This window comes from Novosphingobium sp. BW1 (assembly GCF_008107685.1).
GTDB lineage: Bacteria > Pseudomonadota > Alphaproteobacteria > Sphingomonadales > Sphingomonadaceae > Novosphingobium.
In genome coordinates, this window is the sequence record NZ_VIRF01000089.1 from 1 (window position 1) to 22,020 (window position 22,020).

A 22,020-nucleotide genomic window follows, 5' to 3' on the forward strand; every position below is an offset into this window, starting at 1 on the left:
GGAACAGTGGCAGGGGCCGGGGCCGTATCCCCCTCCAGCGAGGCAAGTCCCTGCAATGTAGCCGAGAAATTCGCGCCGGCGCCGCGCTCTCCGGGTACGCCGCCAGAACCCTCGTCCGACGTGGCGGGGCCGTTGAGGATCGTCCGGAGAAGGCCGAGGCCTTGGGAAGGTGCGTGCGGAGGGATCATCGAATACCGGTCCTTGGGCTTACCATGGGAAGGACTATTCAAGCTCCGTGCCAGCTGCGCGGCGGGCGGAGAGAACGGGCGTTGCCGCCTGCTTGGCGATCATGCGTTCCTGGAGGGCCGCGCGCTCCTCGATGGCGGCGCGGCGGCGCTCGGCTTCCGCGAGGTGCTTCTGCTTGGCATCGGCAATGGCGTGGGCGCGCTCGGCGTCGCCCTGGGTCGTGCGCGAAAGGGTCTGGAGCCCGGAGACGAAGCGCCCGATCTGGTGCAGCGCCGCGCCATCGGTCGCGGTGCGGCGCCCAGCGTAGTCTTCGGCGAGGCGTCGGGTGCGCTCGGTCAGGGTCCGGAGCTGGGCCAGGGTCCCCTCAGCCCGTGCGGCTTCGGCAGCGGCGGTCTGGCGGGCGATTTCGCGCACTTTTTCAAGGCGGCGCAGGCGGGCGAGGCGCGTGTGGGCGTCGGTCACGGATCAGCTTCCGAGCAGCGCTTCGAGCTGGGCGGCGCTGTCCTTGAACGGCACGACCTCACCGGCCCCTTGGGCGAGGAAGGCCGTCAACTTGCCGGTAATGGCGATCGCGCGATCAAGCTGGGCATCGGCACCGGGGCGGTAGGCCCCCATCAGCACGAGATCGCGGTTGGCTTCGTAGCTGGCCGTCAGCGCGCGGAAGGTGCGGGCGAGCTTCTGGTGTTCCTCGGGCACGATGTCGTTCATCACGCGGCTAAGCGAGGCGGCAATGTCGATGGCCGGATATTGCCCGCGCTGGGCCAGTTCGCGGCTCAGCACGATGTGCCCGTCGAGGATCGAACGCGCGGTGTCGACGACCGGATCGTCCTGGTTGTCGCCATCGGCGAGCACGGTGTAGAGCCCGGTGACCGAGCCATTGGAGGCCGCCGAGTTGCCCGCACGCTCGACCAGCTTGGTGATCGTCGCGAGCGCGGACGGGGGATAGCCGCGCGCCGCGCCCGGCTCGCCCAGCAGCAGGCCGATTTCGCGCGCGGCGTGGGCGACACGCGTCAGGCTGTCCATGATGAGCAGGACCTTGCGCCCGCGCGCGCGGAAATGTTCGGCCATCGAAGTCGCCAGCATGGCCCCGCGCAGGCGCAGGTTGGGGGCATGGTCGGCCGGAACCGCGACGACCACGGTCTTCTCCTTCATGGCGGCGTTCATGTGCCGCTCGACGAAGTCGGAGACTTCGCGGGCGCGCTCGCCGATAAGGCCGACCACGACAACGTCCGCGCCATTGCGGGCAAGCGAGGCGCCGCGTGCTATCATGTCGATCAGCACCGACTTGCCCACGCCCGAGCCGGCCATGACGCCCATGCGCTGGCCCACGCCAAAGGTGGTGAGCGCGTTGAGCGCGCGCACGCCGGTGTCGAAGGGTACGCGCACCGGGCTGCGGTCGAGCGCCGAGGTGCGCACGCCGCCAGCGGGCCACTCACCGCGCGTGTGGATGGGCAAGCCGCCGTCGATGGGCAGCCCTTCGCCATCGACCGCACGGCCCAAGAACGCCTCACCCACAGGCAGCATGCCCGGGCGCCCCTCGGGGATGACCCGAGCCCCGGGGCGCAGCAGGATCGTGTCGCCCAGCATCATCATCATCGTGCGCCCGTTGCGAAAGCCGATGACTTCAGCGAGCAACGGCGCCTTGCGCCCGTCCGCGACCCGGCACATGGCGCCCACGGGAATTGCCAGGCCGCTCACTTCGAGCAGCCCTCCGTCGCAGGCGGTGACATAGCCAAAGCGGCGCGCGGCGAGGTCGACCGGCTCTGTGGCCAGGTCGCGCAAGATGGCTTCGCACATGTCCAGCATGAGGCCGCTCAGCAGTCGTGCAAGGCTTCGGCGATGGCCTGGCGCCAGACGGCCGGGCCATCCTCGATCCCGCCGCTCGCGGTCTCGATACGCAGCGCCCCACGTTCGAGCTTGGGATCTGCCTGAAGCGTCCACTGCTCGGCAAGGCGGGGGGAGACCAGCGCCATGTCCTCGGGGTTGAGGCGGATCACGCGCTCGTCGTCGGCGCGCGCAAGCATGGCAACAGCGTTGGCGACACGCCGCTCAAGCGCTTCGGTATCGAGAGCGAGCGGGGCCAGCGCGCTCTCGCACAGCGCCGCGACCGTTTCACGCAGGCGCAGACGCAGCTGTTCTTCGAGTTCGGCATCGAGCCGGGTGAGCGACAGGCACAGGGCCTCGCGCGCGGCCTCGTCGGCCCCTTGCTTTTGCGCGGCGGCCTGCTGGGCCTGTTCGAAACCGGCGGTAAAGCCCTGGGTGAAGGCCTCTGCGAGCGGGTCCGGGGTATGCTCCTCGGGCGCGTTATCCTCGCGGGAGGAAACGGAGGCATCTTCCGCTTCCGAGCCGCGCAGATTTCCGCCGTAACGCAGGTCGGGCGTGAAGCCGCGCCGGTCGGCATAGGGCTCGATCAGCTTGAAGCCGGGACGGGGGAAGGCAAAGCCCATATCAGACATATTCGCCGTCTCCCGCCCCCAGGATCAGGGAGCCGTCGGCCACCAGCTTGCGGGCAATCGCGACAACTTCCTTTTGCGCCGCGACCACGTCGGCAAGCTTGGTGCGCCCGCGTGCGGCAATCTCGTCCTTGACGCCGTCCGCGGCACGGCTGGACATGGCGCGGAAGAAGAACTCGCGCTCCTCCTCCGAAATGCCCTTGAGCGAATCAATGAGGGTGTCGTTGCCGACATCGCGCAGGAGCACGCCCATCTGCTGGGGATCGAGCACGAAGAGGTGCTCGAACTTGAACATCTCCTCTTCCAGCTTCTTGGCCAGCGCCTTGTCCTTCTTGGCGATCTCGCTCATCACGCGCTTCTCGATGACCTTGCCCACTCCGTTGATGATTTCCGCCGCCTCCTTCATGCCGCCCATCTGAAGGGGGCGGCTGCCGTGGCATTGGGTGATGCGCTGGCTCAGCAGCTCTTCCAGCATGGCGATGGCCTGGGGCGAGACCGGGCCGATCGTTGCCACGCGGTGGATGATTTCCGAGTGCTGTTCGGGCGGCAGGCCGTGGAGAACCTCGGCGGCGACAAGCGGGTCGAGCTGGACCAGCAGCACGGCGATGGCCTGGGGGTGCTCGTCCTTGATGAGCGGGATCAGCGCGGACGGATTGAGCCAGCGCGCCAGCTCCACCATTGAACCCTTGGGCGCATTGGGTGGCACGATGCGCTGCATCAGGTTGTCGGTCTTCACCTCGCCCAGCGCGCGGTGCATCATTGTACGCACCTGGCTCACCCGGTCGTGGGAGGGCAGGCCGAGAGCCTCGGTCTTTTCCAGGAACCCGGTCAGGGCCTCGGCGATGACGTCCGGGCCGATGTCGCCCAGCGCGCACATCTTTTCGCCCAGGAGCCGCAACTCGTCGGGCTCCAGTTCGGCGAGGATGCGGCTGGTCTGCTCCTCGTCCAGCAACATCATCATCACGGCGGCGTTGTCGGCCGCCTCGAAGGGGGCTGCCTCGCTCATCAGGCCGCCTTCGCCTCATCTTCGGTGGGCATATGGTTGAGCATCTGGCGCAGCGCCTGCACCGCGCCGCCCGGGTTCTCGGCGACGAGCCCGCGTGCGAGCGTGATCTGGCGGTTGAGGAGCTCGGCGCGCGGCACGTATTCCTCTTCCTCCTCGGTGCCGGGGATGACCGGGCGTTCCGCGGGGATGGCCGGAGCCTCAAGCGCGGCGGGCTCGTTCTCGTCCTCGGCGAGGCCCTTGGCCTTCTTGCCTTTCTTGCCCTTGGCCGAACGGACCTTGTCGCCGCGAACGGCCTTGACCATCGGGCGCACGCCCAAGAGCAGGACGAGGAGTACGGCGATGACGGCCGCGCCGTTGCGCACAAGCATGGCGAACCAGCTGGTTTCGTAGAAGGGCAGGGCGGTTTCGGGCGCGACCTCAAAGGCGCGGGTGATGACCTTGACGACGTCGCCGCGCTGCGGGTTCGCGCCGACGGCCGCGCTGACGAGGGCCTCCAGGTCGGCGATCTGCTGCTGGTTGGCGCCCTTCATGGCTTCCGCGCTGATCGCGACGGCGACCGAGAGGCGCTGGACGCGGCCGGGACCGGTGTTCGAAACCGAAACTTCGCGGCCCAGTTCGTAGGTGCGACTGGAGGAACTCTCGCCATTTGTCGGGGGCGGTGTCTGCGCACCCTGGGCCTGTCCCTGCGTGCCCTGCGGTGCACCGGGCTGGGCCTGGGTCTGCGGCGGGGGCGTGTTGGCCAGCACGCCGGGTACGCCCACGGCGGCGCCTCCGGTGCTGGATTGCGACTGTTGCTGCGTCTCACTGCGCACGACGCCGTCCTTGTCGTAGCTCTCACGCGCGGAGGTGACCTCGTCCATGTTGAGATCGACCTGGATCTCGGAGGTGAAGTTGCCTTCGCCGAGCATGGGAGAAAGCAACTGGGCGACCTGTTCGCGCAGCTTGGCCTCCATCCGGGCCTGCATGTCGAGCCGGTCGGAATCGACACCCTGGCCCAGCTGGGAGAGGAGGCGCCCGTGCTGGTCGATCACGCGCACGGCATCCGGCGAAAGACCCGGCACGGAGCCCGCGACAAGGTTGACCACGGCGCTGACCTGCCCGTCGGTCAGGCTGCGGCCCCGGGCGAGGCGCACCATGACCGAGGCGGACGGGGGCACGTTGTCGCGCACGAAGACCGATTTTTCACCTGCGGCCAGGTGCACGCGAACGCCTTCGACGCCATCGATCTCGCGGATGGTCATCTGCAGGTCGGCCTCGCGCGCGGCGCGCAGGCGTTCACCTTCGAGTGTGCGGCTGGCGCCCATCGGCAGACTGTCGAGCATTTGCGCGCCACTTTCGGGTACGGCGAGCGCGCCGTCCGAGGCGACCAGCATGCGCGCGCGGTAGAAGTCGCCCTCGGCCACGGTCAGTGCGCCGGTGGAATTGTCGATGCGGTAATCGATCGCGGCCTGGTCGAGCGCGGCCGCGACGCTGGCGCGTTCGCTGTCGCCGAGTTGGGCGTAGAGCACGCGCTGGGGATCGGGGGCCATCGCATCCCAGGTCAGGAGCGCGGCGCCAATCGCGGCAAGCCCGACGAAGACCGGCAGGACCTTGCGCACCGCAGGCTGCGCGGTGAAGGCCGAGAGGCGGGTGAGCACCGGCCCGCCGGCAGGGTCGGTAAAGGGGGCGAGGAGCGAAGGTGCGGCGGGCAGTTGCGCGCCGCTTGCGGGGGCGGGTACGAGGTCGGCCATGGCTTAACGTCAGACCCCCATCCGCATGATGTCCTGGTACGCACTCAGGAGCTTGTTGCGCACCTGCATGGTCGCCTCGAAGGCGATGCCCGCTTCCTGGCGCGCGAGCATGACTTGCGCGACGTCGGTAACCTCGCCGGTCTGATACGCGCTGGAGAGCGTTTCGGCGCGCGACTGCACCGAATTGACGCCCTCAAGGGCGGAGCGCAGGGTGTCGGCAAAGCCGGGGGCGGGCGCGCCGTTGCCGGTGGGTGCGGGAAGGAGGCCAGTGCCTGCCACCGCAGGGCCTTCGGGCGAATGGATCGCGCGCAGGGTCTGGTTGCGCTCGATGATCTGCGCGCGCATGTCCATGATTTGCTGGATGCCGCCCTCGCGGGCACCGACAGGGGAGATCGTGCTCATCGACGGCCTCCGGCGGCGCGGGTGCGGCCGATCTCGATACCGGCTTCGCGCAGCGAGGCGAGACGGTAGCGCAAGGTACGCTCCGAAATGCCGAGTTCGCGGGCGGCTTGCTGGCGGTTTCCGCCACAGGTTTCGAGTGTCTCGACGATGGCGCGGGCCTGGGACTGCTGGACGATGTTGGAAAGGCGCCCCTTGCTGTCAGGCATCACGGCATCGCCTGCGGCCTCGGCGATGCGTCGCTCGTCCTCGAAAGGGGAGAGCAGGCGTGCGGGGCTGTCGAAGATGATGTGGTGCGGGGCAATGACATCGCTGTCGAAGGCGAGCAGGAGGGCGCGGCGCACCACGTTCTCCAGTTCGCGCACGTTACCCGGCCAGGCGTGGAGCTTGAGCATGACCAGCGCAGCTTCGCTGAAGCAGGGGATCACGCCCGGAGTCTCGGCGTGGCGCAGCGCCATCGCGTAGGCGAGCGGCGCGATGTCCTCGGGCCGCGCCTTGAGCGCGGACAGTTCGAGCGGAAAGACATTGAGCCGGTAGAAAAGGTCGGCGCGGAAACGGCCTTCGGCGACTTCGGTGGGAAGGTCGCGGTTGGCGCAGGCGATGACGCGCACGTCGAGCGGGATCGCCTGGGTCGAGCCGATCGGCACGACTTCCTGTTCCTGGAGCGCGCGCAGGAGCTTGGCCTGCAGCGAAAGCGGCAGTTCGGCGATTTCGTCGAGCAGCAGCGTGCCCCCGTTGGCCGCGCGCATGAAACCCTCGCTCGCCTCGGTCGCGCCGGTAAAGGCGCCCTTGCGGTGGCCGAACAGCATGGCCTCGAGCATGGTCTCGGGCATCGCGGCGCAGTTGACGGCCACGAAGGGCCCCTTGCGGCGCGCGCTGCGGGCATGGATGAAGCGGCTCAGCACTTCCTTGCCGGTGCCGGTGGGGCCGTTAATGAGCACGGGAATGTTGCTGACCGCGATGCGTTCGGCCAGCGCCAGGACCGAGAGGCTGAGCGGATCGGCGGCAATCGGCTCGCCGGGCGCGGCCATGGCGGCGAGCAGCATGGCCAGCGCGGTCTCGCCCAGCGGATCGCCGTAGCCGATATCCACGCGCTGCGCCTCGTGGGACAGGCTGGCCTCAGAGCCGCGTTTGAGCGTGACGGTGCGCGTGCTGGAGCGCGCGGGCGCGGTATTGGCGCAGTCGCGCAGATCGATGTCGGTGTGGTCGATCAGGCCTCCGGCGACCGCGCTGGCGCGCTGGACGAGCGGGCCGTGAAGGCGGCCGAATTCCGGGCTGAAGGTCAGACCTGGCATGATTCTATTATCCCCGTGGAAGCAACCAATTTCCAAGAGGCGGGTATCGCGCGAGAACGGCCAACGTTTTGAGAATTTAAGGCCTTGTGGATTCCCGTAACCCCGCGAAACCATCGCGAAGGATGGCTGCAGTGCAGCACGAAGGGGGCAAACGCGGCGAATTTTTTTGCTTAAACTTCGTGCCGTCCTGCCGGTCTAGGTCCTGACAGCCAGTCCGGATGGGCCGGGTGGCTCGTCCGGCTTCGGGACAAGCCAACGGGAGCTAACTACAATGTCAGTCATCAATACCAATATCAGTGCGATCAAGGCTTCGAACGCGTCGAACTCGGCGAACAAGATGCTGGGCACCGCGATGGAGCGCCTGTCGACCGGCAAGCGCATCAACTCGGCCAAGGACGACGCGGCCGGTCTGGCCATCGCTACCTCCATGACCTCGCAGATCAAGGGCATGAGCCAGGGTATCCGCAACGCCAACGACGGCATCAGCCTTGCCCAGACGGCCGAAGGCGGTCTGTCGGAAGTCTCGAACATGCTCCAGCGTGTGCGCGAACTGGCCATCCAGTCGGCTTCGGGCACCTACCAGGATTCGGACCGCACCGCGATGCAGTCGGAAGTAACCGCGCTGACCGAGCAGATCGATGACGTTCTCACTCAGACCAAGTTCAACGGCAACACGCTGTTCTCGACCACTTCGGGTACCGACGTCACCTTCGACATCCAGACCGGTGCGAATTCGGGTGAGACCATCACCCTGACTTCGACCGCGATTGACGGTACGAACCTGGGCACCGCGCTTGACGTGTCGACCGCAGCGGCGGCGACCACCACGCTCGACAACGTCGACGCCGCGCTGGCCGACGTCAACGCCACCCGCGCCTCGCTGGGTGCAGGCCAGAACCGCCTCGACTCGGCGATCAACAACCTCACCAACAACGTGACGAACCTCTCGGACGCACGTTCGCGTATCGAGGACGCCGACTACTCGAGCGAGACCACGCAGATGGCCAAGGCTCAGATCCTCAGCCAGGCCTCGACCGCGATGATCGCGCAGGCCAATCAGAGCCAGCAGAACGTGCTCTCGCTGCTGCGTTAATTTTTATGAATGTGCATGGCCTGCCCTGACCAGGCAGGCCTCAAGTTGGGCCCGGCGGTGTTTCCCCAGACCGCCGGGCCCTTTTGTGTTCGGCGGGAGCGCATCGTCTCAGTCCGGCAGCCAATCGGCTTTCCACTTGCCGCGGCTCACCCGGCGGATGGACGTCCCGCATTTCTCGCATGTGCCCACGAAGTGCAGACCGTCCCAGACTACCTCGAAGCGGATGGGGGCATGACGCCCCAAGCGGCAGCGGATGACTTGGGGCAGCTTGAACATGGAAAACCTTGCACTTAGGGGGCTGGAAGGCACGATGAATCGTGGCTGGCGAGGGTTAATCACATGGTAGGGATGATCGCGCGCAAGGTTTTCTTTTGTGCCTAAAATATTTTAGACGAACCAAGCGTTGTGATTTATAATTTTTATTTTCAGCGGCATACATTGTCTGGCAGGCCCATTGGCGGGCCTGCCTGGAGATAAAGTCAACAGTGTCTCAGTTCAGTCGTCGGACTTGCCGTAAACAAGTGAGAAGGTGACAGGGACTTGCGCGGTGATCGCCGGGAGCCCAGCCAGTTCCTGCAACTGGGAAAGGCCATCGCCGAGTGCGTAGTTTGCCGCGTCCAGGATGATCGGGCTGGTCGTTTCCACTTCCACCTTGTCGGGCGCGATCCGGGTCACGGCGAGGCGGGTTTCGATCGGCGCCTTTTCTCCGTGAAGGTCGAGGGTGGCGGTGACCGGAACGATGGTTTGCTCACCAAGGCCCAGGCCAGACAGCGTGGCGGGATCGATCTGCGCGCTCACCTTGGCCTGCGGGAAGTCGGCAACCTGGAAGAGGATGTCCCGCATGCGCTGGTCGCGCACGTCGACGTTGGTGTTCACCGAGGCGAGGTCGACGGCAAAGCTGGCCGAACCTTCCGGCGATACCGAGCCGGAAAGATCCCCGAAGCTGTGCGCCTCGACGACCTGGCCCGCCTTGATCGTGACAAAGGCAAGGCGCGAGGCTTCCTTGTCCAACTCCCAGCTCCCCGCGAGCGGTTCGGGCGCGCTTTCGTCAGGGGCAGAGGAGCAGGCGGCGGCGAGCAGGGCGGCGCTGGCGGGCAGAGCAAGAAAAAGGCGGCGCATCGGTAGATCCTCCTGAGGGGTAGGTCGCAGTCACCGGGCGAGCTGCCTTTCGGCAGCGCGCCAGTCCCGCGCCGATTTTCGGGCGGGGAGACCGGGACTTAGGAGGGCGTAGAGGGCCTGCGCAAGGGGAAGCGTGCAATAGTATCCATTGCAATGCTGTGCAGTGCCATTTTGCCTGCATTCTTGTTGCCGAATGGGCGTGTACTTCAGTCCAGCAAAGTGATCGAAATACGCCGGTTGCGCGGATCGTTGGGATCGCCAGGGATCAGCAGTTCCTTGTCGGCGACGCCTTCGATCCGGCGGAAGCGGTCTTCGGGCAACCCGTCGCGTAGGAGAGCCTGGCGAGTGGCCTCGGCGCGTCCGGCCGAGAGCGACCAGTTGTTGCCCTTGGTGCCGGGCAGGAAGGGCAGGGCATCGGTGTGCCCGCGAATGGTGAGTTCGGCCGCATTGGGGCCCACAGCTTCCGCGATAGCGCCCAGCAGTTCGCTGGCATCGGGTGTCAGCACCGTAGTGCCCAGGCGGAACATGGCAAAATCGGCGTCGTCAACAAGGTCGATGCGCACCCCTTGCGTGGTGTCGACAAGCCGCACCTGCTTGGCGAGGCGGCGCAGCCGCTCGGACGAGCGCAACTTGGCCTCGAGCGATTCCTTGGCGCGTGTCGTGCGCTTGACCTTCGAGCCGCCCTCCTTGGGGCCGCCCTCGGGCCCGCGCGGGATGGTCAGCGCCTTGGTACCGGTCTGGCCCATGGCGTGGGGATAATTGTCGGCGTCGGTGAGCGAGGAGCCCCCCAGCAGGCCGCCTGCCGAACCGGCGGACTGCTTGCGCGTCTGCACCAGGGTCGGCGTGAAGTAGTCGGCTATGCCCTTACGCTGCTTCTCGGTGGTCGCGCCCAGGATCCACAGAAGGAGGAAGAAGGCCATCATCGCGGTCACGAAGTCGGCATAGGCCACCTTCCAGGCGCCGCCGTGGTGGCCGCCTTCGACCACCGTGACCTTCTTGACGATGATCGGGGCGAGCGGCTCCTCCTTCTTCTTGGCCACGATCAGCGTCCCCGCATCGCGTCGAGCAGCTCGGAAAGGCCCGGACGGAAGGCATGGCCAAGGCCCGAACGCGCGCTTTCGACGACGAGTGGCTGGGGCCAGCCGTGCAGGCTGGCGATGATGACCTGCTTCACGCAGTGGAAGATCATCTCGTCCTGGTCGTTGATCTGCTTGAGGCGCCCGGCCATCGGCGCGACAATCCCGTAGGCCAGCAGCACGCCCATGAAGGTGCCGACGAGCGCGGAGCCGATCATCTCACCCAGGACCGAAGGTGGCTTGTCGATCGAGCCCATCGTCTTCACCACGCCCAGCACGGCCGCGACGATGCCGAGCGCGGGCAGCGAATCGGCGAGGTTCTGGATCGCGTGCTGGGGCTCGTGGAACTCGTGGAAGTGAGTCTTCATCGCGTTGTCCATCACGTCTTCGACCGCGTGGACCTCCAGCGTACCAGAGGAGACCACGATCAGCGTCAACGTGTCGCAGATGAGGTCGGTCAGCGCGTGGTTGGCAAGGATGCGCGGGAATTCCGCGAAGAGCGAGGAGGATTTGGGCTCGTTGACGTGGCTCTCCAGAGCCACCGGCCCTTCCGAGCGCAGGATCTTCATCAGTCGCACGGTCAGGACGATGACGTCGATATGGTCCTGCTTGTTGTGTTTGGGCCCTTTGAGCACGCGCGCGAAACCTCCACCCAGGACCTTGAGCTCGTGCATCGAGTTGCCGGTGACGATGGCGCCCACAGCCGCGCCGCCGATGATGAGCATTTCATGGGGGATGGCGTGCATCACGGGGCCGAGCGCACCGCCCGTTATGGCGAAACCGCCAAAGACCATCACCAGCAGGATCACGATCCCGATGATTGCGAACATGGTTAATCTTCCTCGTCAAGGCGAAGCCCGGCGCGCTTCTGGGAAGCGGCCGGGCCGGCGGGCGGGATCAGAGCTTGTCGAACAGGGACAGCCCGGCGAGCTTGGTGAAGCTGGCCTGGCTGGCTTCCAGGACGGTGAGCGTTTCCTGCAAGGTGGCGATGGTGGTGGCGATGTCGGTCGCGCCGATGTTCGATTCCTCGGTCTGGCGCAGTTCCTGGAGGTCGATGCGGCGGTTGTCGGTCAGCTCGATCCAGGCGAGGCGCGTGCCGATCACGGTCTGGCCGGTGGTGAGCGTGTCGAGCCCGGTCTGGAGGTTGCCCAGCGCCTCGCGTGCAGCGCTGGTCGGATCGGGCGTACCGCTTTGCAGCGCCACGGCGAGCGCCTTGATGGTTGCCATCGTGTCGCTGGGATTGCCTGCGGTGTCGGTAAATGAGAGGAACTGCGGCCCGGGCATGGAGCGGGTTACGCTCTGCCCTTCGCCCAGCGGCAGCTCGCTGGTGTTGGGCGTGCCGACATAGACCGCGTTGCCCCCGGCATCGAGGCCATAGGCATCGCCCGCGCTTTCGCCTCCGAAGAGGGCGTGGCCGTTGGAATCGCGCGCGTTCGAGAGGCCCACGAGGTTGCCGAAGATCTGCTCTAGCTCCTGCCCGATGGCGGTGCGCTGGCTGTCGGTTATGGTGCCGTTGGCGGCCTGCGCGGCCAGCCCCTGCGCGCGGATGATAGCATCGGCCATGTCCGACATCGCCGCATCGGCCAGCGTCAGGTCGGCGTTGGCGCGGCTGGCGTTGGCCGCGTCGATCTCGGAGAGCTTTTCCAAGCGTCCCAGCGCGCGCAGGCGTGAGGCCGCGACCGGATCGTCGGACGAGCGGGTCAGCTTCTCGCCGCTGCCCAGCTGCGCCTGCAGCGTTTCAGCCTGTGAGCGCAGATCCTTCATGTCGGCGCGGGCCCGTTCGTAGAAGGCGCTGGTACTGGTAGAGACGATCGGCATGGCTAGACCCTTCAGCGAATGGCCAGGATGGAATCAAAGATATCGGTGGCGACCTGCATGACGCGCGCATTCGCTTCGAAGGCCTGCTGGAAGCGCACGAGGTTGACTGCCTCCTGGTCGAGATCGACGCCGGCCTGAGCCTGGAGCGCAACGCGCGCGGTGCTGGCGATGGAATCGAGCGCATCGCGCGTCACCCGGCGCCCGGCAACCGCGCTGGAGATGCCAAAGAGCAGGGTGTCCATGTCGCCCGCCGGATCGGCGGCGGACAGCGCGCTGCGCATGGCTTCGAGGTTGGAGACATCGCGGCTGTTCGCGCTGGCGCCGGCAGGCGCGGTGGCGACGGCCGCGCCATTGGTCGCGATCATGCGCATGTCGGCCGCGCCGGTGCCCGAGAAGAGCGGCTGTCCGGGGTTGCCATCAAGATCGACACCAGCGGCTTGCGCGGCGTTGACGGTGGTGATGATCTCGGCGGCGACCGCGTCAAGTTCGCTACGAGTGGCGGCCGCCTGGGTGAGCGAGAGGCTCTTGCCTGCCAATTCGCCCGAGGCAATCGCGGTGGGTGTGCCATCGAGGATAAAGGAGATTGTGCCATCGGCCGCGGTCGCCATGGCGAGGCTGCGAGTCGCGCCGCCGTCGACGAGATCGGTGCCGCTTGCGCCCCCCAGCGTGACGGTGACCACGCCGGTGTCGGGCGCGAAGCTGGTGCGCGTGTCGACGTAGCGTGAGAGTTCCTGGAGCAGGGTGTCGCGCTGGTCGAGCTGGGCGGTCTGGTCGCTCGAGGCGTCCGAGGCGCGCGCAAGGCGCAGGTTCACGCGGGCAAGTTCGGTCGCGATCCGGTTGACGTTCTCGACCCCTTCGCCCGCCTCGAAGCGCAACCCATCGCCCACTGCATCAAGGCTGGAGGCCGCAACGTTGAGTGTTTCGGAAAGGGTGCGCCCCTGTTCGAGGACGCCTGCGCGCAGAGGTCCGTCGGTGGGATCGGACAGCAGAGCCTGCAGGCCCGCTTCGAAATCGACGATCGAGGTGTAGACTCCGGTCTGCTCGACAGCGGATTCGATATTCTCCAGCCCCTGCACCTCGGCGGCGGCACGCGCCGCGTCGGCCCCGGTCCGGCGCACTTCGCCTTGGCGGAACTGGTCGGCGTTGCGCACGATGCCCGCCACTGCAACCCCCGCGAGGTTGATCGAGGTGGGTGTCGAGCTGACCGTCCCCACGGCCACTTCGGCGAGCGAGACCGAGCGGCGCACGTAGCCTTCCGAGGAGGCGTTGGCGATGTTGTTGGAGGTGATCTCCAACGCGGTGCGGGCCGCGCGGGTGCCGCTGCGGGCCATCGAGATGAGGTCGGACGGCATGGCTTAGCGATCTCCGGAGGTGGCAGGGCTTTCAGCAGCAGGCTCGGCAGGAACCTCGGGCGGCAGGTGGCGCGCAAGTTGCGCCTCGATCACGCTGGCAAGGCCCAGCGCACCGGTCTGCGCGGCGATCTCGGCAAAGCGCTCGTCCTGCATCTGGCGGAACGTGTCGAGCGCGCCGCTGGAGAAGATCCCATCCTGATCGAAATGGGTCTTACGCGCTTCGGCCAGCATCTGGCGCACGAAGATCGCCTCGAACTGCTTCGCGGCCTGCGCCAGTTCCTCGCGTGCGGTGGCACCGGGCGTGCGTTCCATGCCCTTTTCGGGCGAGAAGATGAGGCTGGTCGAGGGGGAGGACGGGCCGATCATATCACCACCATCTCGGCCTTGAGGGCACCGGCCTGCTTGAGCGCTTCGAGGATTGCGACAAGGTCCGAGGGCGTGACGCCCAGGAGGTTGAGCGCGTCGACCACCTGCGAGAGTGAGGCACCTGGCTGGAACAGCGCGACGGCGCGATCCTCTTCCTCGGTGGAGATATCGGAATTGGGTTCCAGAGCGGTCTGACCGCGGCTGAAGGGGGCGGGCTGGACCACGGTGGGGTTCTCGTCGACGCGCACGGTGAGCTTGCCGTGGCTGATCGCGGCGGGCGCGAGGCGCACGGCTGAATTGATGACGACGGTCCCGGTGCGCGAGTTGACGATGACGCGCGCGGGCGTTTCGGCAGGCTGGATCTCGATCATCTCGATCGCCGCCATGACGCTGGCGCGGGTGTTCGATTCGATGGGAAGAGTGAGCGCGAGCGTCACCCCGTCCTCGACTGAGGCGGTGCCGGGCATGCGCTGGTTGATCGCATCACGCACGCGCGAGGCGGTGAGGAAATCAGCGGCAAAGAGGTTCCAGCGCAGCGTCTGCTGGCTATCGAAGCCGGTTGCGACCGCGCGCTCGACCGAGGCGCCCTCGGCGATGCGGCCTACGGTTGGGATGTTGACCGTCAGCTTGGAGCCGTCGTTGGCCGAGATACCCAGCCCTCCGACCGCGAGGTTGCCCTGGGCCATCGCGTAGATCTGGCCATCCGCGCCGTAGAGCGGGGTGATGATGAGCGCGCCGCCGCGCAGTGACTTGGCCTTGCCGATGGTCGAGACGGTGACGTCGATGCGCTGGCCGGGCTTGGCAAAGGCGGGCAGGTCGGCGGTGACCATGACGGCCGCCGCGTTCTTGAGGCCGGGCGCAACGCCTGCGGGCAGGGTCAGGCCCATACGGCCCGAGACGCCCTTCATGGCCTGCGTCAGGTATTCGAGGTTGTCATCGCCCGTGCCCGGCAGACCTACGACGATGCCGTAGCCGGTGAGCTGGTTGGAGCGTACGCCCTGAAACTGCCCAAGGTCGCGCACGCGCTCGGCGTGGGCGTGCACGGGCGCCAGGTAGACGGTGAGCCCGGCGAAGAGCGCGGCCAGCATCCAGGGAAGATTACGCTGCATCCAGCCCCCCATCAGAACGGCGAAATGAGGTTGAAGAAGCGCCCCAGCCAGCCCTGCTTGCTGGCCCTCTGGAGGGCGCCCTTGCCGGAATACTCGACATGGGCATCGGCCACGCGGGTCGAGGCGATGGCGTTGTCCTGATCGATGTCGGCCAGGCGCACGATACCCGAGAAGCGGACCCATTCGTCTCCCTGGCTGAGCAGCATCTTCTTTTCTCCCTTGACCAGTGCGGTGCCATTGGCGCGCACTTCGGCGATGGTGACGGAAATCGTGGAGACGAGACTGCTGGTCTGCGCTGCACTTCCCTGACCATTGAACGACGAGGAGGAGCTGGCGTTAAGGGCGTTGGGGTTGAGGAAAGAGAGGAGACCGGCCGTGGGCGGGATGATCGAAGCACCCCCGCTCTTGCCGTTGCTGGAGGACACGGCCTTGGAGGCGGTGGTGGTTTCGAGAAGGATGATGGTCAGCGGATCGCCCACACGCGTAGCACGGTTGCCCTGGTAGAGGGGAGCATAGCCGACCGAGGCGGAGAAGATCCCACCAGTCGGCACCGCACCGGCGCCAGCGGCTTCCACGATTGGCAGAGTGGCTTCGAAGCCGGAGGACTCGGGTTTCTTCGCGGCCTCCGCCTGGAGCGGAAGGGTAAGGGCGAGAAGCGCGAGAGCGAGGGAGAGGTGGCGGGACATCATCACAGCGTCTGGTTCGCATTGCGCAGCATTTCATCGACCGCCGAGATCATCTTGGAATTAATCTCGTAGGCGCGCTGTGTCTCGATCATGTCTACCAGTTCCTCGACGATGTTGACGTTGGAGGCCTCGAGCATGCCCTGGCGCAGCGCGCCGCGCCCTTCGGTGCCCGCGACGCCGATCTGCGCTGGGCCGCTTGCGGCCGTTTCCAGCATGAAGTTATCCGACATCGCCTGAAGCCCCTGCGGGTTGGTGAAGCTGGCGATGGTGATCTGGCCGATCTGCGAGGGATCGGCCTGCCCGGCCAGCTGCGCAGACACGGTGCCGTCCTCCGAAACCGAAATGGTGGTCGCGTTCTCGGGGATTGTCACCGGTGGCTGCACGGCATAGCCCTGCGAGGTGACAAGCAGACCCTCGGACGAACGGCTGAAATTGCCTGCACGGGTATAGGCAAGCTGGCCGCCGGGCAGGGTGATCTGGAAATAGCCATCGCCATCAAGCGCGAGATCAAGGCTGTTCCCCGTCATCTGGAGCGAGCCTTGTGTCTCCATGCGTGTGGTCGACTGGATGCCCACGCCTGTGCCGAGGTTCAGGCCGATGGCGTAGGTCGTCTCGTTCGAGGAGGCGGCACCAGCCACGCGCGCGTCCTGATAGGCCAGCGTCGCGAAATTGGCGCGGTCGCGCTTGAACGCTGTGGTCGAGACGTTGGCGAGGTTGTTCGCGATCACGCGCATGCGCGTGTCTTGCGCTTCGAGACCCGTGCGGGCGACCTGGAGGGCGGATGAGGGCATGGGACGTTTCCTGTGGAGGCGGTGAGGGGGCTATCAGTCGAGGCGCATCAGCCGCGTGCCGCCTTCGTCGAGCTGGCGGGCGGTTTCGATGAGCTTGGTGCGAAGATCGAAGAGGCGCTGGGCCGAGATCATCTCGACCAGCACTTCGGAGGCGTTGACGTTGGACTGTTCGAGCGACTGCGGGATCAGCCGTGCGTTGGCGTCCACCGGCAGCACGCCGAACTCGGTCGGGCTGCCCGGGATGCCGTCACCGGGAACGCGAAACTGTCCGGCAAGCGTCTTGGTGATCGTCGAGCCGTTGGTGGAGACCAGCTTCATCACGTCGAGCCGGGCTGGCGGTGCCTCGGGCACCGCCGGATCGGCCATCAGCAACGCGCCGTCCGGGCCGATCGTGATGCGCGCGCCGGGGGGGACGGTGATCGGACCGTTCTGGCCGATCACCGGCAATCCGTCGCCGTTCTGGAGGACGCCCGTCACGGTGACCGAAAGGTCGCCGCGGCGGGTATAAGCCTCGCCCCCGTCATCGGCCTGAACGGCCAGCATGGTGTCGCCCGACAGCGCCACGTCGAGCGGGTTGCCGGTGTTGACCACGGCGCCGTCCTTCATCATCGCGCCCTTGACGTCGGCGCTCGACATGGCACGCACCTGGAGCTGCGGGCCTTCGAGCGTCATGGGCGTGGCGTTGAGGACCTCGGCCTTGAAGCCGATGGTCTGGGCATTGGCCATGTTCGAGGCGATCACGCGTTCGCGTGTCATCGAATTGGCCATGCCCGAAAGGGCGGTGTAGATCAGGCGGTCCATCGCTCAGGTCCGGTCACGGCGCGGATCAGGTGCGCAGGTTGATGATGGTCTGCGACAGCTGCGTCGCAGTATCGACCGCCTTGGCGTTCGCCTGAAAGTTACGCTGCGCGGTGATCAGCGAGACCAGTTCCTCGGCGATCTCGACGTTGGAGCGTTCCAGTGATCCGGCCATGAGCGACCCGTAGAGTCCCGAGCCCGGCTGGCCATAGCTGGCAACCCCCGAGACGCCTGTAGCCGTCCAGCTGGCGTTGCCTTCCTGGCGCAGTCCCTGAGGCGAGATGAAGTTGGCGAGTGCGAGCACACCCACGGTTTCGTTCGATCCATCGGCATACGTCGCGACGACTGAGCCGTCCGAGGTGATGGTGACCCCGGCGAAGTCCTCGCCCGTACCGTTCTGCGCGGGGATCTGCGCGTCCTGAAGCGTGGCCAGCGAGGTAATCGCGCCCGCGGCATCGACCGGGAAGACCTGGAGGCGCATGTTCTGTGCGTTGCGGATGTAGCCGCTGCCATCGACCGAGAACGAGCCGGCGCGGGTGTACATGGTTTCGCCCGAGAGCGGCGAGACGACGGTGTAGAACCCTTCGCCGTTGACCGCGACGTCGAGTGCCGAGCCGGTCTGTTCGATCGGGCCAAGCGAGAACTCCTGCATGATCGCACTGACCCGTGCACCGATGCCGGTGGTGAGCGAGGGGTCGGTCAGGATCGAGGAGGAGACGATATCGGCAAAGGCCGTATCGCTCTTCTTGAAGCCGGTGGTTTCGGCGTTGGCGATGTTGTGCGAGATGACGTTGAGGTCGGTCTGCGCGTTCTTGAGGCCGGTCAGCGAGGTGTAATAGGACATCGGGCGTGACTTTCGTTGCGCGCGCTCAGGCGGCGGGGGTGGTCTGGGAAGAGGAAGTGGACGCGGCGTTGAGCGCCTCGACCTGTGTGGCGAGGGCTGCGACGGCGCGCTGGGTGGCGACGCCGGTCTGATTCAGCGTCTCCATCTGTGCGGAAATCCGTGTCAGCGTGTCGCCCATCGCAGTGGTCCCCGCGAGCGAGGAAAACTGCGCCATCTGGGCCAGCATGGCGGTCTGGTCCATCGGCTCGAAGGGATCCTGCTGCTGGAGCTGGGTCATCATCAGTTTCAGGAAATCGGCCTGGCCCAGATCCCCAAGCGAATTGCGCGGCGTATCGCGGGTTGCCGTGGTCGGCGTCGAGGGCTGGCCGGTGTTGATCGAGGTGATGGTCATTTGAGCCTCATCGTTTCGAGCATGAGCTGCTTGGCGGTGGAAAGGGCCTCGAGCAGGTTCTGGTACTGGCGCGAAGCTTCGAGCATCTCGACCATCTCTGCGTTCTCATCGACGGGCGCGGCCCAGACGTCGCCGTTGGCATCGGCAAGCGGGTGCTCGGGGGTGTGCTGGCGCAGCGCGGCGGCGTTCTCGCGCACCACGCCGCGTACATCGACCGAGGCGAGGCCGCTCGCGGCGTCGAGGTCGGCGGCGAAGACCGGGCGGATCGGCTTGTAGGCTTCGCCCTCGCTGGCCGAGAGGGTGCCCGCGTTGGCAAGGTTGGAGGCCGCCGCGTTCATCCGCACCATTTGCGCAGACATGCCGCGCTGGGCGAGGGTGAATAGGGTCATGGGCGAATTGGCCATGGTCAGTCTCCCCGCAGCGCGCGCTTGAGGGTGTCCACCCGACCACGGATGAATTCGAGCGTGGTCGAATAGCCGACCGCGTTCTCGGAAAAGGCGAGCTGCTCGTTGGGCAGCTCCACCGTGTTGCCATCGAGCGCGGGCATCACTGGCACCCGGTAGCGCGTGGCGTGCTCGGCCGCGGTTTTGAGCGCAGTGCCGTTTTGCGCGGCGCCGAGCGCGGCGGCAAAGTCGATGTCCTTCGCCTTGTAACCCGGCGTCGCGGCGTTCGCGATGTTCGAGGCAATGAGGCCCATACGCTGCGAGCGCAGTTCGAGGGCCTTGCCGTGAATGCCGAAGAGGTCCTGCGGCATGATCGCTCCTTCGTGTGCCAGCCTGTCGCAGGCCGGGGTGGACGTTGCCGCAGGGTGGCGCGGCGGTTCGGCCCGGTATTCGCAAGGCACGTGCCAATTGCGCTGGGCGCGCGATTTCGGGCCTTCTTGGGCGTTGCGGCCCGCGTGTGGCCCGTGCGCGGCAAGCCTTTGCCGGAAGGGCGGCAAATGCAGGGGCAGGCCTGAAAAACACCAGTGCGAGCCGTTCTTGGCTGAAGAGACCCGTCGTCAAAGGACAGCCCGGCCCGTGATCAATCCCGAAAATCTCGTCGATGCGACGTCCGCGCTGATTGTGGGTGGCGGCACGCTGCTCGCGACTTTGCTGCGTTGCGGGTTCACCGACAGCGGGGCGGCCTGCGTCGCGCTGCGCCGCCTCTTGCGCAAACGCTTCGATGCGGCGAACTTCAAGGCGGAACTGGCCGTTCACGTTCAGGATCTGCGCCAGGACGGCGTGATCCGCACCGAGCCGCACTTGTCCGGCGATGCGGAGTTCGACGAGGCGACCGGCGCCCTGATCGGCTCGCGTTCGGTGGCCTCGCTCCACGCCGCGCACTTCGCCCACAAACGCCGCCGAGCCGCGCGTTCCATGCGCGCGGTGCGCACGCTCAACCAGGCCGCCGACCTTTCGCCCGTGCTGGGGCTGGCCGGCACGTTGATTTCACTCAGCCAGCTTCCGGCGAGCGGCGGGCAGGACGGCAGCTTCACCAGCGCGATCGCCATGGCCGTGCTGACGACGCTTTATGGCCTTCTTCTGGGCAACATGGTTTTTGCCCCGCTCGCTCGCGCAGTCGCGCGCCGCGCCTCGGACGAGGAGCAGGCGCGGCAGGAGGTGCTCGACTGGCTGGAGAGCCAGGTCGGCGTTGCCCTGCCGCGTCACGGTGAGGAGGGGCATGCGCCTGTGAACGGACAGGGGCGCCGCAAGTGAGCGGGCGCGCCACGGTCAGTTGGCAGACCTCGCTGGCCGATCTCTCGCTGATCCTGTTCATGGTCACCGCCGCAGCGGTCAGCACGGCGCCTTCGCCCGAACCGGGCGGCAAGGCGCCGGCGGCCATGCGGCAAGAGATTGCCGGTCGTTCGCAACGGGCCGAGCCGCTCTCGATCTACATCGCGCTTCCCGATGCGCCGCCACTGGGCGATTGGCTGACACAGCAGGCGCCCGACCCGCGCCAGCAGCTGACCATTACCGCACCTTACGAAGCCGCGCGGGTGCAGAGCCGGGCCGCGGCGCTCGAAGCGGCGCTGGCGCTGGCGGGCGAGGCGCGCGAGGCAGGTCTGGCCGCACGTATCGTGCTGGAACCGGGGCAGGGGATGATCCGGGCGGAGCTTGCTTTCGATGCCGCCGGACTGCCCCGCTGAAGGCGGCGCGGGTGGCGGCATCTGGCATGAAGATTGCTGACTGGCCGGGACGAAATGTCCGTTCGCAAGGAAACACGTCCCGCGCATGAGCTTGAGTACGATCCTGATGGCGCTGGCTGCCGGAGGCGCTGCCTACGCCGATCTCGACGCGATCGACCGGCAGGTCGCGGCCTTTACAGGTGCGCCTGTGGGCGCGGTCGGGGGAGCGATCACGCCGCTCGACCGGCGCCTGCGCCTCCAGCGCTGCCAGAGCAGCCTCGCGCTGTCCTGGCGCGGCCCTTCCAAGGACAGCGTCGTCGTCCAGTGCGCCGATGTCGGAGGCTGGCGTCTTTTCGTGCCCGTGCGCAGTGCGCCGCCGCCCGCTTTCCAGCCTCCCGTGCGGCAGCCCGACGCGGTCAATCGCGGGGATGCCCTCAGTATCGCGGTGACGGGGCAGGGCTTTAGCGTCTCACAGCCAGGCGAGGCCCTGGAATCGGGCCCTGTCGGCGCGTGGATCCGGGTGCGCCCAGCGACGGCGCAGCGGGGCCGGGGCGAGGAAATGCGCGCGCGGATCGTGCGGCCGGGTCTCGTCAGTGTGCCCCTGCCGTGATTGCGTCGGGATTGGAGTTTGAAAGCAAACGATGACGCAAGGTTTCGATCATCGCTCTGAAGGGGCCTTAAAGCGGGATGGAAGCCGCCGTTCTGAGCAGCAGACTTTTTGAAGGAGCGGTACAATGCCACCTATCGAAGTGGGACCTGCGCAGTCGATCGGATCGATCCCGTCGCGTCCGGCCCGCCCGTCGGGCGGTGAAGAACTTTTAGGGGCCGCCTCGTCGGCCCCGGCCTCGGCCCGGCCCGAGGCGAACCCGGCTCCCAGCCTGCCCGCCGTCGAGACTTCGGCGGCGCTCGATCCCGGCGATGCGCCGGTCGACATCGACCGCGTCTCGCAGATCCGCAAGGCCGTGGAAGCCGGCACCTACCCCCTCGTTCCCGCCCAGATCGCCGACGCCATGATCGCGGCGGGCGTCATGTTGCGGACACCCAAGTAACATGACCGGGGGCGAGCTTTCCGGCACCTTGCGGCAGATGCTTGCCGTGCTCGAAACCGAGCGGCAGGCGCTTGCCGCGCTCGACCTTGACGGCATCGTCGGTGCGACGGGCGCAAAGGACCGCCTGTGCAGCGAGCTTGACCATCTGCAGCGCGCCGACCTCGACGAGGAATGCCGCGGCCTGCTCGACACCGCACGGCGCCTCAACGAGGTGAACCGGCAGGTGCGCAACATCCTGGCCGCCAATGTCACGCGCCGTCTCGATGCCCTGACCGGCAGCCCGCAGCTCTACCGCGCGTCGGGCACTTACGCCGTTACGGGCGCCCGCGCCTGAGGGGCGTGCTGGTGGTGC

General features: G+C 66.9%; 28 protein-coding genes. 6 read left to right on the forward strand and 22 right to left on the reverse strand.

Annotated features, from left to right (window positions below):
* The 8 genes from FMM79_RS21645 to FMM79_RS16930 form a co-directional block, all read right to left on the reverse strand.
* Positions 1-188 (reverse strand): hypothetical protein (locus FMM79_RS21645; RefSeq protein ID WP_205466709.1); only part of this gene is annotated, 188 nt, incomplete at its 3' end.
* A gap of 34 nt (positions 189-222) precedes the next feature.
* Positions 223-648 (reverse strand): hypothetical protein, encoded by a 426-nt coding sequence (locus FMM79_RS16900; RefSeq protein ID WP_148628617.1) that lies wholly within the window; start codon positions 646-648, stop codon positions 223-225.
* A 3-nt stretch (positions 649-651) separates the two neighbouring features.
* Positions 652-1,992: a FliI/YscN family ATPase gene (locus FMM79_RS16905; protein ID WP_148628618.1), complete on the reverse strand. Its 1,341-nt coding sequence runs from the start codon at positions 1,990-1,992 to the stop codon at positions 652-654.
* Between the two features lie 8 nt (positions 1,993-2,000).
* Positions 2,001-2,642, reverse strand: coding sequence for a FliH/SctL family protein (locus tag FMM79_RS16910; RefSeq protein ID WP_240339275.1), 642 nt, complete (start codon positions 2,640-2,642; stop codon positions 2,001-2,003).
* Positions 2,635-3,645 carry a flagellar motor switch protein FliG gene (fliG, locus tag FMM79_RS16915; RefSeq protein WP_148628619.1) on the reverse strand — a complete coding sequence of 337 codons (1,011 nt, stop codon included), beginning with the start codon at positions 3,643-3,645 and terminating at the stop codon, positions 2,635-2,637. Before fliG ends, FMM79_RS16910 begins: the two co-directional genes overlap by 8 nt.
* Positions 3,645-5,375 carry a flagellar basal-body MS-ring/collar protein FliF gene (gene fliF / locus FMM79_RS16920; RefSeq protein WP_148628620.1) on the reverse strand — a complete coding sequence of 577 codons (1,731 nt, stop codon included), beginning with the start codon at positions 5,373-5,375 and terminating at the stop codon, positions 3,645-3,647. Before fliF ends, fliG begins: the two co-directional genes overlap by 1 nt.
* A 9-nt stretch (positions 5,376-5,384) precedes the next feature.
* Entirely contained in the window at positions 5,385-5,777 is a 393-nt protein-coding gene (gene fliE / locus FMM79_RS16925) for a flagellar hook-basal body complex protein FliE (protein ID WP_148628621.1), read from the reverse strand.
* A complete protein-coding gene (locus FMM79_RS16930) occupies positions 5,774-7,069 on the reverse strand; it encodes a sigma-54-dependent Fis family transcriptional regulator (protein ID WP_148628622.1) in 1,296 nt (431 codons plus the stop codon). Before FMM79_RS16930 ends, fliE begins: the two co-directional genes overlap by 4 nt.
* Positions 7,070-7,340: 271 nt before the next feature.
* Between FMM79_RS16930 and FMM79_RS16935 the strand changes: the two genes are divergently transcribed.
* The gene (locus tag FMM79_RS16935; RefSeq protein ID WP_148628623.1) at positions 7,341-8,162 is read left to right on the forward strand and encodes a flagellin; all 822 of its coding nucleotides are present in this window, start codon (positions 7,341-7,343) and stop codon (positions 8,160-8,162) included.
* A 495-nt stretch (positions 8,163-8,657) separates the two neighbouring features.
* On the opposite strand, the gene FMM79_RS16940 is transcribed toward FMM79_RS16935, so the two are convergent.
* The 14 genes from FMM79_RS16940 to flgB form a co-directional block, all read right to left on the reverse strand.
* A complete protein-coding gene (locus tag FMM79_RS16940) occupies positions 8,658-9,281 on the reverse strand; it encodes a YceI family protein (RefSeq protein WP_148628624.1) in 624 nt (207 codons plus the stop codon).
* 206 nt (positions 9,282-9,487) lie between these two features.
* Positions 9,488-10,321 carry a flagellar motor protein MotB gene (locus FMM79_RS16945; protein ID WP_148628625.1) on the reverse strand — a complete coding sequence of 278 codons (834 nt, stop codon included), beginning with the start codon at positions 10,319-10,321 and terminating at the stop codon, positions 9,488-9,490.
* A gap of 2 nt (positions 10,322-10,323) precedes the next feature.
* Positions 10,324-11,187 (reverse strand): flagellar motor stator protein MotA, encoded by an 864-nt coding sequence (gene motA, locus FMM79_RS16950; RefSeq protein ID WP_148628626.1) that lies wholly within the window; start codon positions 11,185-11,187, stop codon positions 10,324-10,326.
* Positions 11,188-11,254: 67 nt separating this feature from the next.
* Positions 11,255-12,175: a flagellar biosynthesis protein FlgL gene (locus tag FMM79_RS16955; protein WP_148628627.1), complete on the reverse strand. Its 921-nt coding sequence runs from the start codon at positions 12,173-12,175 to the stop codon at positions 11,255-11,257.
* 11 nt (positions 12,176-12,186) lie between these two features.
* Entirely contained in the window at positions 12,187-13,527 is a 1,341-nt protein-coding gene (flgK, locus tag FMM79_RS16960; RefSeq protein ID WP_148628628.1) for a flagellar hook-associated protein FlgK, read from the reverse strand.
* A 3-nt stretch (positions 13,528-13,530) separates the two neighbouring features.
* On the reverse strand, positions 13,531-13,893 hold the full coding sequence (locus tag FMM79_RS16965) for a rod-binding protein (protein WP_240339276.1): 363 nt from the start codon (positions 13,891-13,893) through the stop codon (positions 13,531-13,533).
* Positions 13,890-14,981 (reverse strand): flagellar basal body P-ring protein FlgI, encoded by a 1,092-nt coding sequence (locus tag FMM79_RS16970; RefSeq protein ID WP_240339288.1) that lies wholly within the window; start codon positions 14,979-14,981, stop codon positions 13,890-13,892. Before FMM79_RS16970 ends, FMM79_RS16965 begins: the two co-directional genes overlap by 4 nt.
* Positions 14,982-15,013: 32 nt before the next feature.
* Positions 15,014-15,691: a flagellar basal body L-ring protein FlgH gene (locus tag FMM79_RS16975; protein ID WP_371710951.1), complete on the reverse strand. Its 678-nt coding sequence runs from the start codon at positions 15,689-15,691 to the stop codon at positions 15,014-15,016.
* Positions 15,691-16,479: a flagellar basal-body rod protein FlgG gene (gene flgG / locus FMM79_RS16980; RefSeq protein ID WP_148628630.1), complete on the reverse strand. Its 789-nt coding sequence runs from the start codon at positions 16,477-16,479 to the stop codon at positions 15,691-15,693. The genes FMM79_RS16975 and flgG overlap by 1 nt, the downstream gene beginning before the upstream one ends.
* Positions 16,480-16,512: 33 nt before the next feature.
* Positions 16,513-17,280 (reverse strand): flagellar basal body rod protein FlgF, encoded by a 768-nt coding sequence (locus tag FMM79_RS16985; protein WP_148628631.1) that lies wholly within the window; start codon positions 17,278-17,280, stop codon positions 16,513-16,515.
* A 25-nt stretch (positions 17,281-17,305) separates the two neighbouring features.
* Complete coding sequence (locus tag FMM79_RS16990) at positions 17,306-18,121, reverse strand: flagellar hook-basal body complex protein (RefSeq protein WP_148628632.1); 816 nt, start codon at positions 18,119-18,121, stop codon at positions 17,306-17,308.
* A 25-nt stretch (positions 18,122-18,146) separates the two neighbouring features.
* Entirely contained in the window at positions 18,147-18,512 is a 366-nt protein-coding gene (locus FMM79_RS16995; protein WP_148628633.1) for a flagellar hook assembly protein FlgD, read from the reverse strand.
* Positions 18,509-18,916, reverse strand: coding sequence for a flagellar basal body rod protein FlgC (gene flgC / locus FMM79_RS17000; protein ID WP_148628634.1), 408 nt, complete (start codon positions 18,914-18,916; stop codon positions 18,509-18,511). Before flgC ends, FMM79_RS16995 begins: the two co-directional genes overlap by 4 nt.
* A 2-nt stretch (positions 18,917-18,918) precedes the next feature.
* Positions 18,919-19,266: a flagellar basal body rod protein FlgB gene (gene flgB, locus FMM79_RS17005; RefSeq protein ID WP_148628635.1), complete on the reverse strand. Its 348-nt coding sequence runs from the start codon at positions 19,264-19,266 to the stop codon at positions 18,919-18,921.
* A gap of 265 nt (positions 19,267-19,531) precedes the next feature.
* On the opposite strand from flgB, the gene FMM79_RS17010 reads away from it, so the two are divergent.
* The 5 genes from FMM79_RS17010 (at position 19,532) to FMM79_RS17030 (ending at position 22,002) form a co-directional block, all read left to right on the forward strand.
* Positions 19,532-20,209 (forward strand): MotA/TolQ/ExbB proton channel family protein, encoded by a 678-nt coding sequence (locus tag FMM79_RS17010; protein WP_240339277.1) that lies wholly within the window; start codon positions 19,532-19,534, stop codon positions 20,207-20,209.
* A complete protein-coding gene (locus tag FMM79_RS17015; protein WP_148628637.1) occupies positions 20,206-20,640 on the forward strand; it encodes a hypothetical protein in 435 nt (144 codons plus the stop codon). Before FMM79_RS17010 ends, FMM79_RS17015 begins: the two co-directional genes overlap by 4 nt.
* Before the next feature lie 85 nt (positions 20,641-20,725).
* On the forward strand, positions 20,726-21,229 hold the full coding sequence (locus tag FMM79_RS17020) for a flagella basal body P-ring formation protein FlgA (protein ID WP_148628638.1): 504 nt from the start codon (positions 20,726-20,728) through the stop codon (positions 21,227-21,229).
* Between the two features lie 124 nt (positions 21,230-21,353).
* On the forward strand, positions 21,354-21,668 hold the full coding sequence (locus FMM79_RS17025) for a flagellar biosynthesis anti-sigma factor FlgM (RefSeq protein WP_148628639.1): 315 nt from the start codon (positions 21,354-21,356) through the stop codon (positions 21,666-21,668).
* Position 21,669: 1 nt separating this feature from the next.
* The gene (locus FMM79_RS17030; RefSeq protein ID WP_240339278.1) at positions 21,670-22,002 is read left to right on the forward strand and encodes a flagellar protein FlgN; all 333 of its coding nucleotides are present in this window, start codon (positions 21,670-21,672) and stop codon (positions 22,000-22,002) included.
* The last annotated feature ends 18 nt before the right edge of the window (positions 22,003-22,020 follow it).

Excerpts from the sequence above, each read along its gene's own strand:
- FMM79_RS16905 (WP_148628618.1), bottom strand. The coding sequence starts at position 1,992 with ATGCTGGACATGTGCGAAGCCATCTTGCGCGACCTGGCCACAGAGCCG.
- FMM79_RS16910 (WP_240339275.1), bottom strand. The coding sequence starts at position 2,642 with ATGTCTGATATGGGCTTTGCCTTCCCCCGTCCCGGCTTCAAGCTGATC.
- fliG (WP_148628619.1), bottom strand. The coding sequence starts at position 3,645 with ATGAGCGAGGCAGCCCCCTTCGAGGCGGCCGACAACGCCGCCGTGATG.
- fliF (WP_148628620.1), bottom strand. The coding sequence starts at position 5,375 with ATGGCCGACCTCGTACCCGCCCCCGCAAGCGGCGCGCAACTGCCCGCC.
- fliE (WP_148628621.1), bottom strand. The coding sequence starts at position 5,777 with ATGAGCACGATCTCCCCTGTCGGTGCCCGCGAGGGCGGCATCCAGCAA.
- FMM79_RS16930 (WP_148628622.1), bottom strand. The coding sequence starts at position 7,069 with ATGCCAGGTCTGACCTTCAGCCCGGAATTCGGCCGCCTTCACGGCCCG.
- FMM79_RS16935 (WP_148628623.1), top strand. The coding sequence starts at position 7,341 with ATGTCAGTCATCAATACCAATATCAGTGCGATCAAGGCTTCGAACGCG.
- FMM79_RS16940 (WP_148628624.1), bottom strand. The coding sequence starts at position 9,281 with ATGCGCCGCCTTTTTCTTGCTCTGCCCGCCAGCGCCGCCCTGCTCGCC.
- motA (WP_148628626.1), bottom strand. The coding sequence starts at position 11,187 with ATGTTCGCAATCATCGGGATCGTGATCCTGCTGGTGATGGTCTTTGGC.
- FMM79_RS16955 (WP_148628627.1), bottom strand. The coding sequence starts at position 12,175 with ATGCCGATCGTCTCTACCAGTACCAGCGCCTTCTACGAACGGGCCCGC.
- flgK (WP_148628628.1), bottom strand. The coding sequence starts at position 13,527 with ATGCCGTCCGACCTCATCTCGATGGCCCGCAGCGGCACCCGCGCGGCC.
- FMM79_RS16965 (WP_240339276.1), bottom strand. The coding sequence starts at position 13,893 with ATGATCGGCCCGTCCTCCCCCTCGACCAGCCTCATCTTCTCGCCCGAA.
- FMM79_RS16970 (WP_240339288.1), bottom strand. The coding sequence starts at position 14,981 with ATGCTGGCCGCGCTCTTCGCCGGGCTCACCGTCTACCTGGCGCCCGTG.
- FMM79_RS16975 (WP_371710951.1), bottom strand. The coding sequence starts at position 15,691 with ATGATGTCCCGCCACCTCTCCCTCGCTCTCGCGCTTCTCGCCCTTACC.
- flgG (WP_148628630.1), bottom strand. The coding sequence starts at position 16,479 with ATGCCCTCATCCGCCCTCCAGGTCGCCCGCACGGGTCTCGAAGCGCAA.
- FMM79_RS16985 (WP_148628631.1), bottom strand. The coding sequence starts at position 17,280 with ATGGACCGCCTGATCTACACCGCCCTTTCGGGCATGGCCAATTCGATG.
- FMM79_RS16990 (WP_148628632.1), bottom strand. The coding sequence starts at position 18,121 with ATGTCCTATTACACCTCGCTGACCGGCCTCAAGAACGCGCAGACCGAC.
- FMM79_RS16995 (WP_148628633.1), bottom strand. The coding sequence starts at position 18,512 with ATGACCATCACCTCGATCAACACCGGCCAGCCCTCGACGCCGACCACG.
- flgC (WP_148628634.1), bottom strand. The coding sequence starts at position 18,916 with ATGGCCAATTCGCCCATGACCCTATTCACCCTCGCCCAGCGCGGCATG.
- flgB (WP_148628635.1), bottom strand. The coding sequence starts at position 19,266 with ATGCCGCAGGACCTCTTCGGCATTCACGGCAAGGCCCTCGAACTGCGC.
- FMM79_RS17020 (WP_148628638.1), top strand. The coding sequence starts at position 20,726 with ATGAGCTTGAGTACGATCCTGATGGCGCTGGCTGCCGGAGGCGCTGCC.
- FMM79_RS17025 (WP_148628639.1), top strand. The coding sequence starts at position 21,354 with ATGCCACCTATCGAAGTGGGACCTGCGCAGTCGATCGGATCGATCCCG.
- FMM79_RS17030 (WP_240339278.1), top strand. The coding sequence starts at position 21,670 with ATGACCGGGGGCGAGCTTTCCGGCACCTTGCGGCAGATGCTTGCCGTG.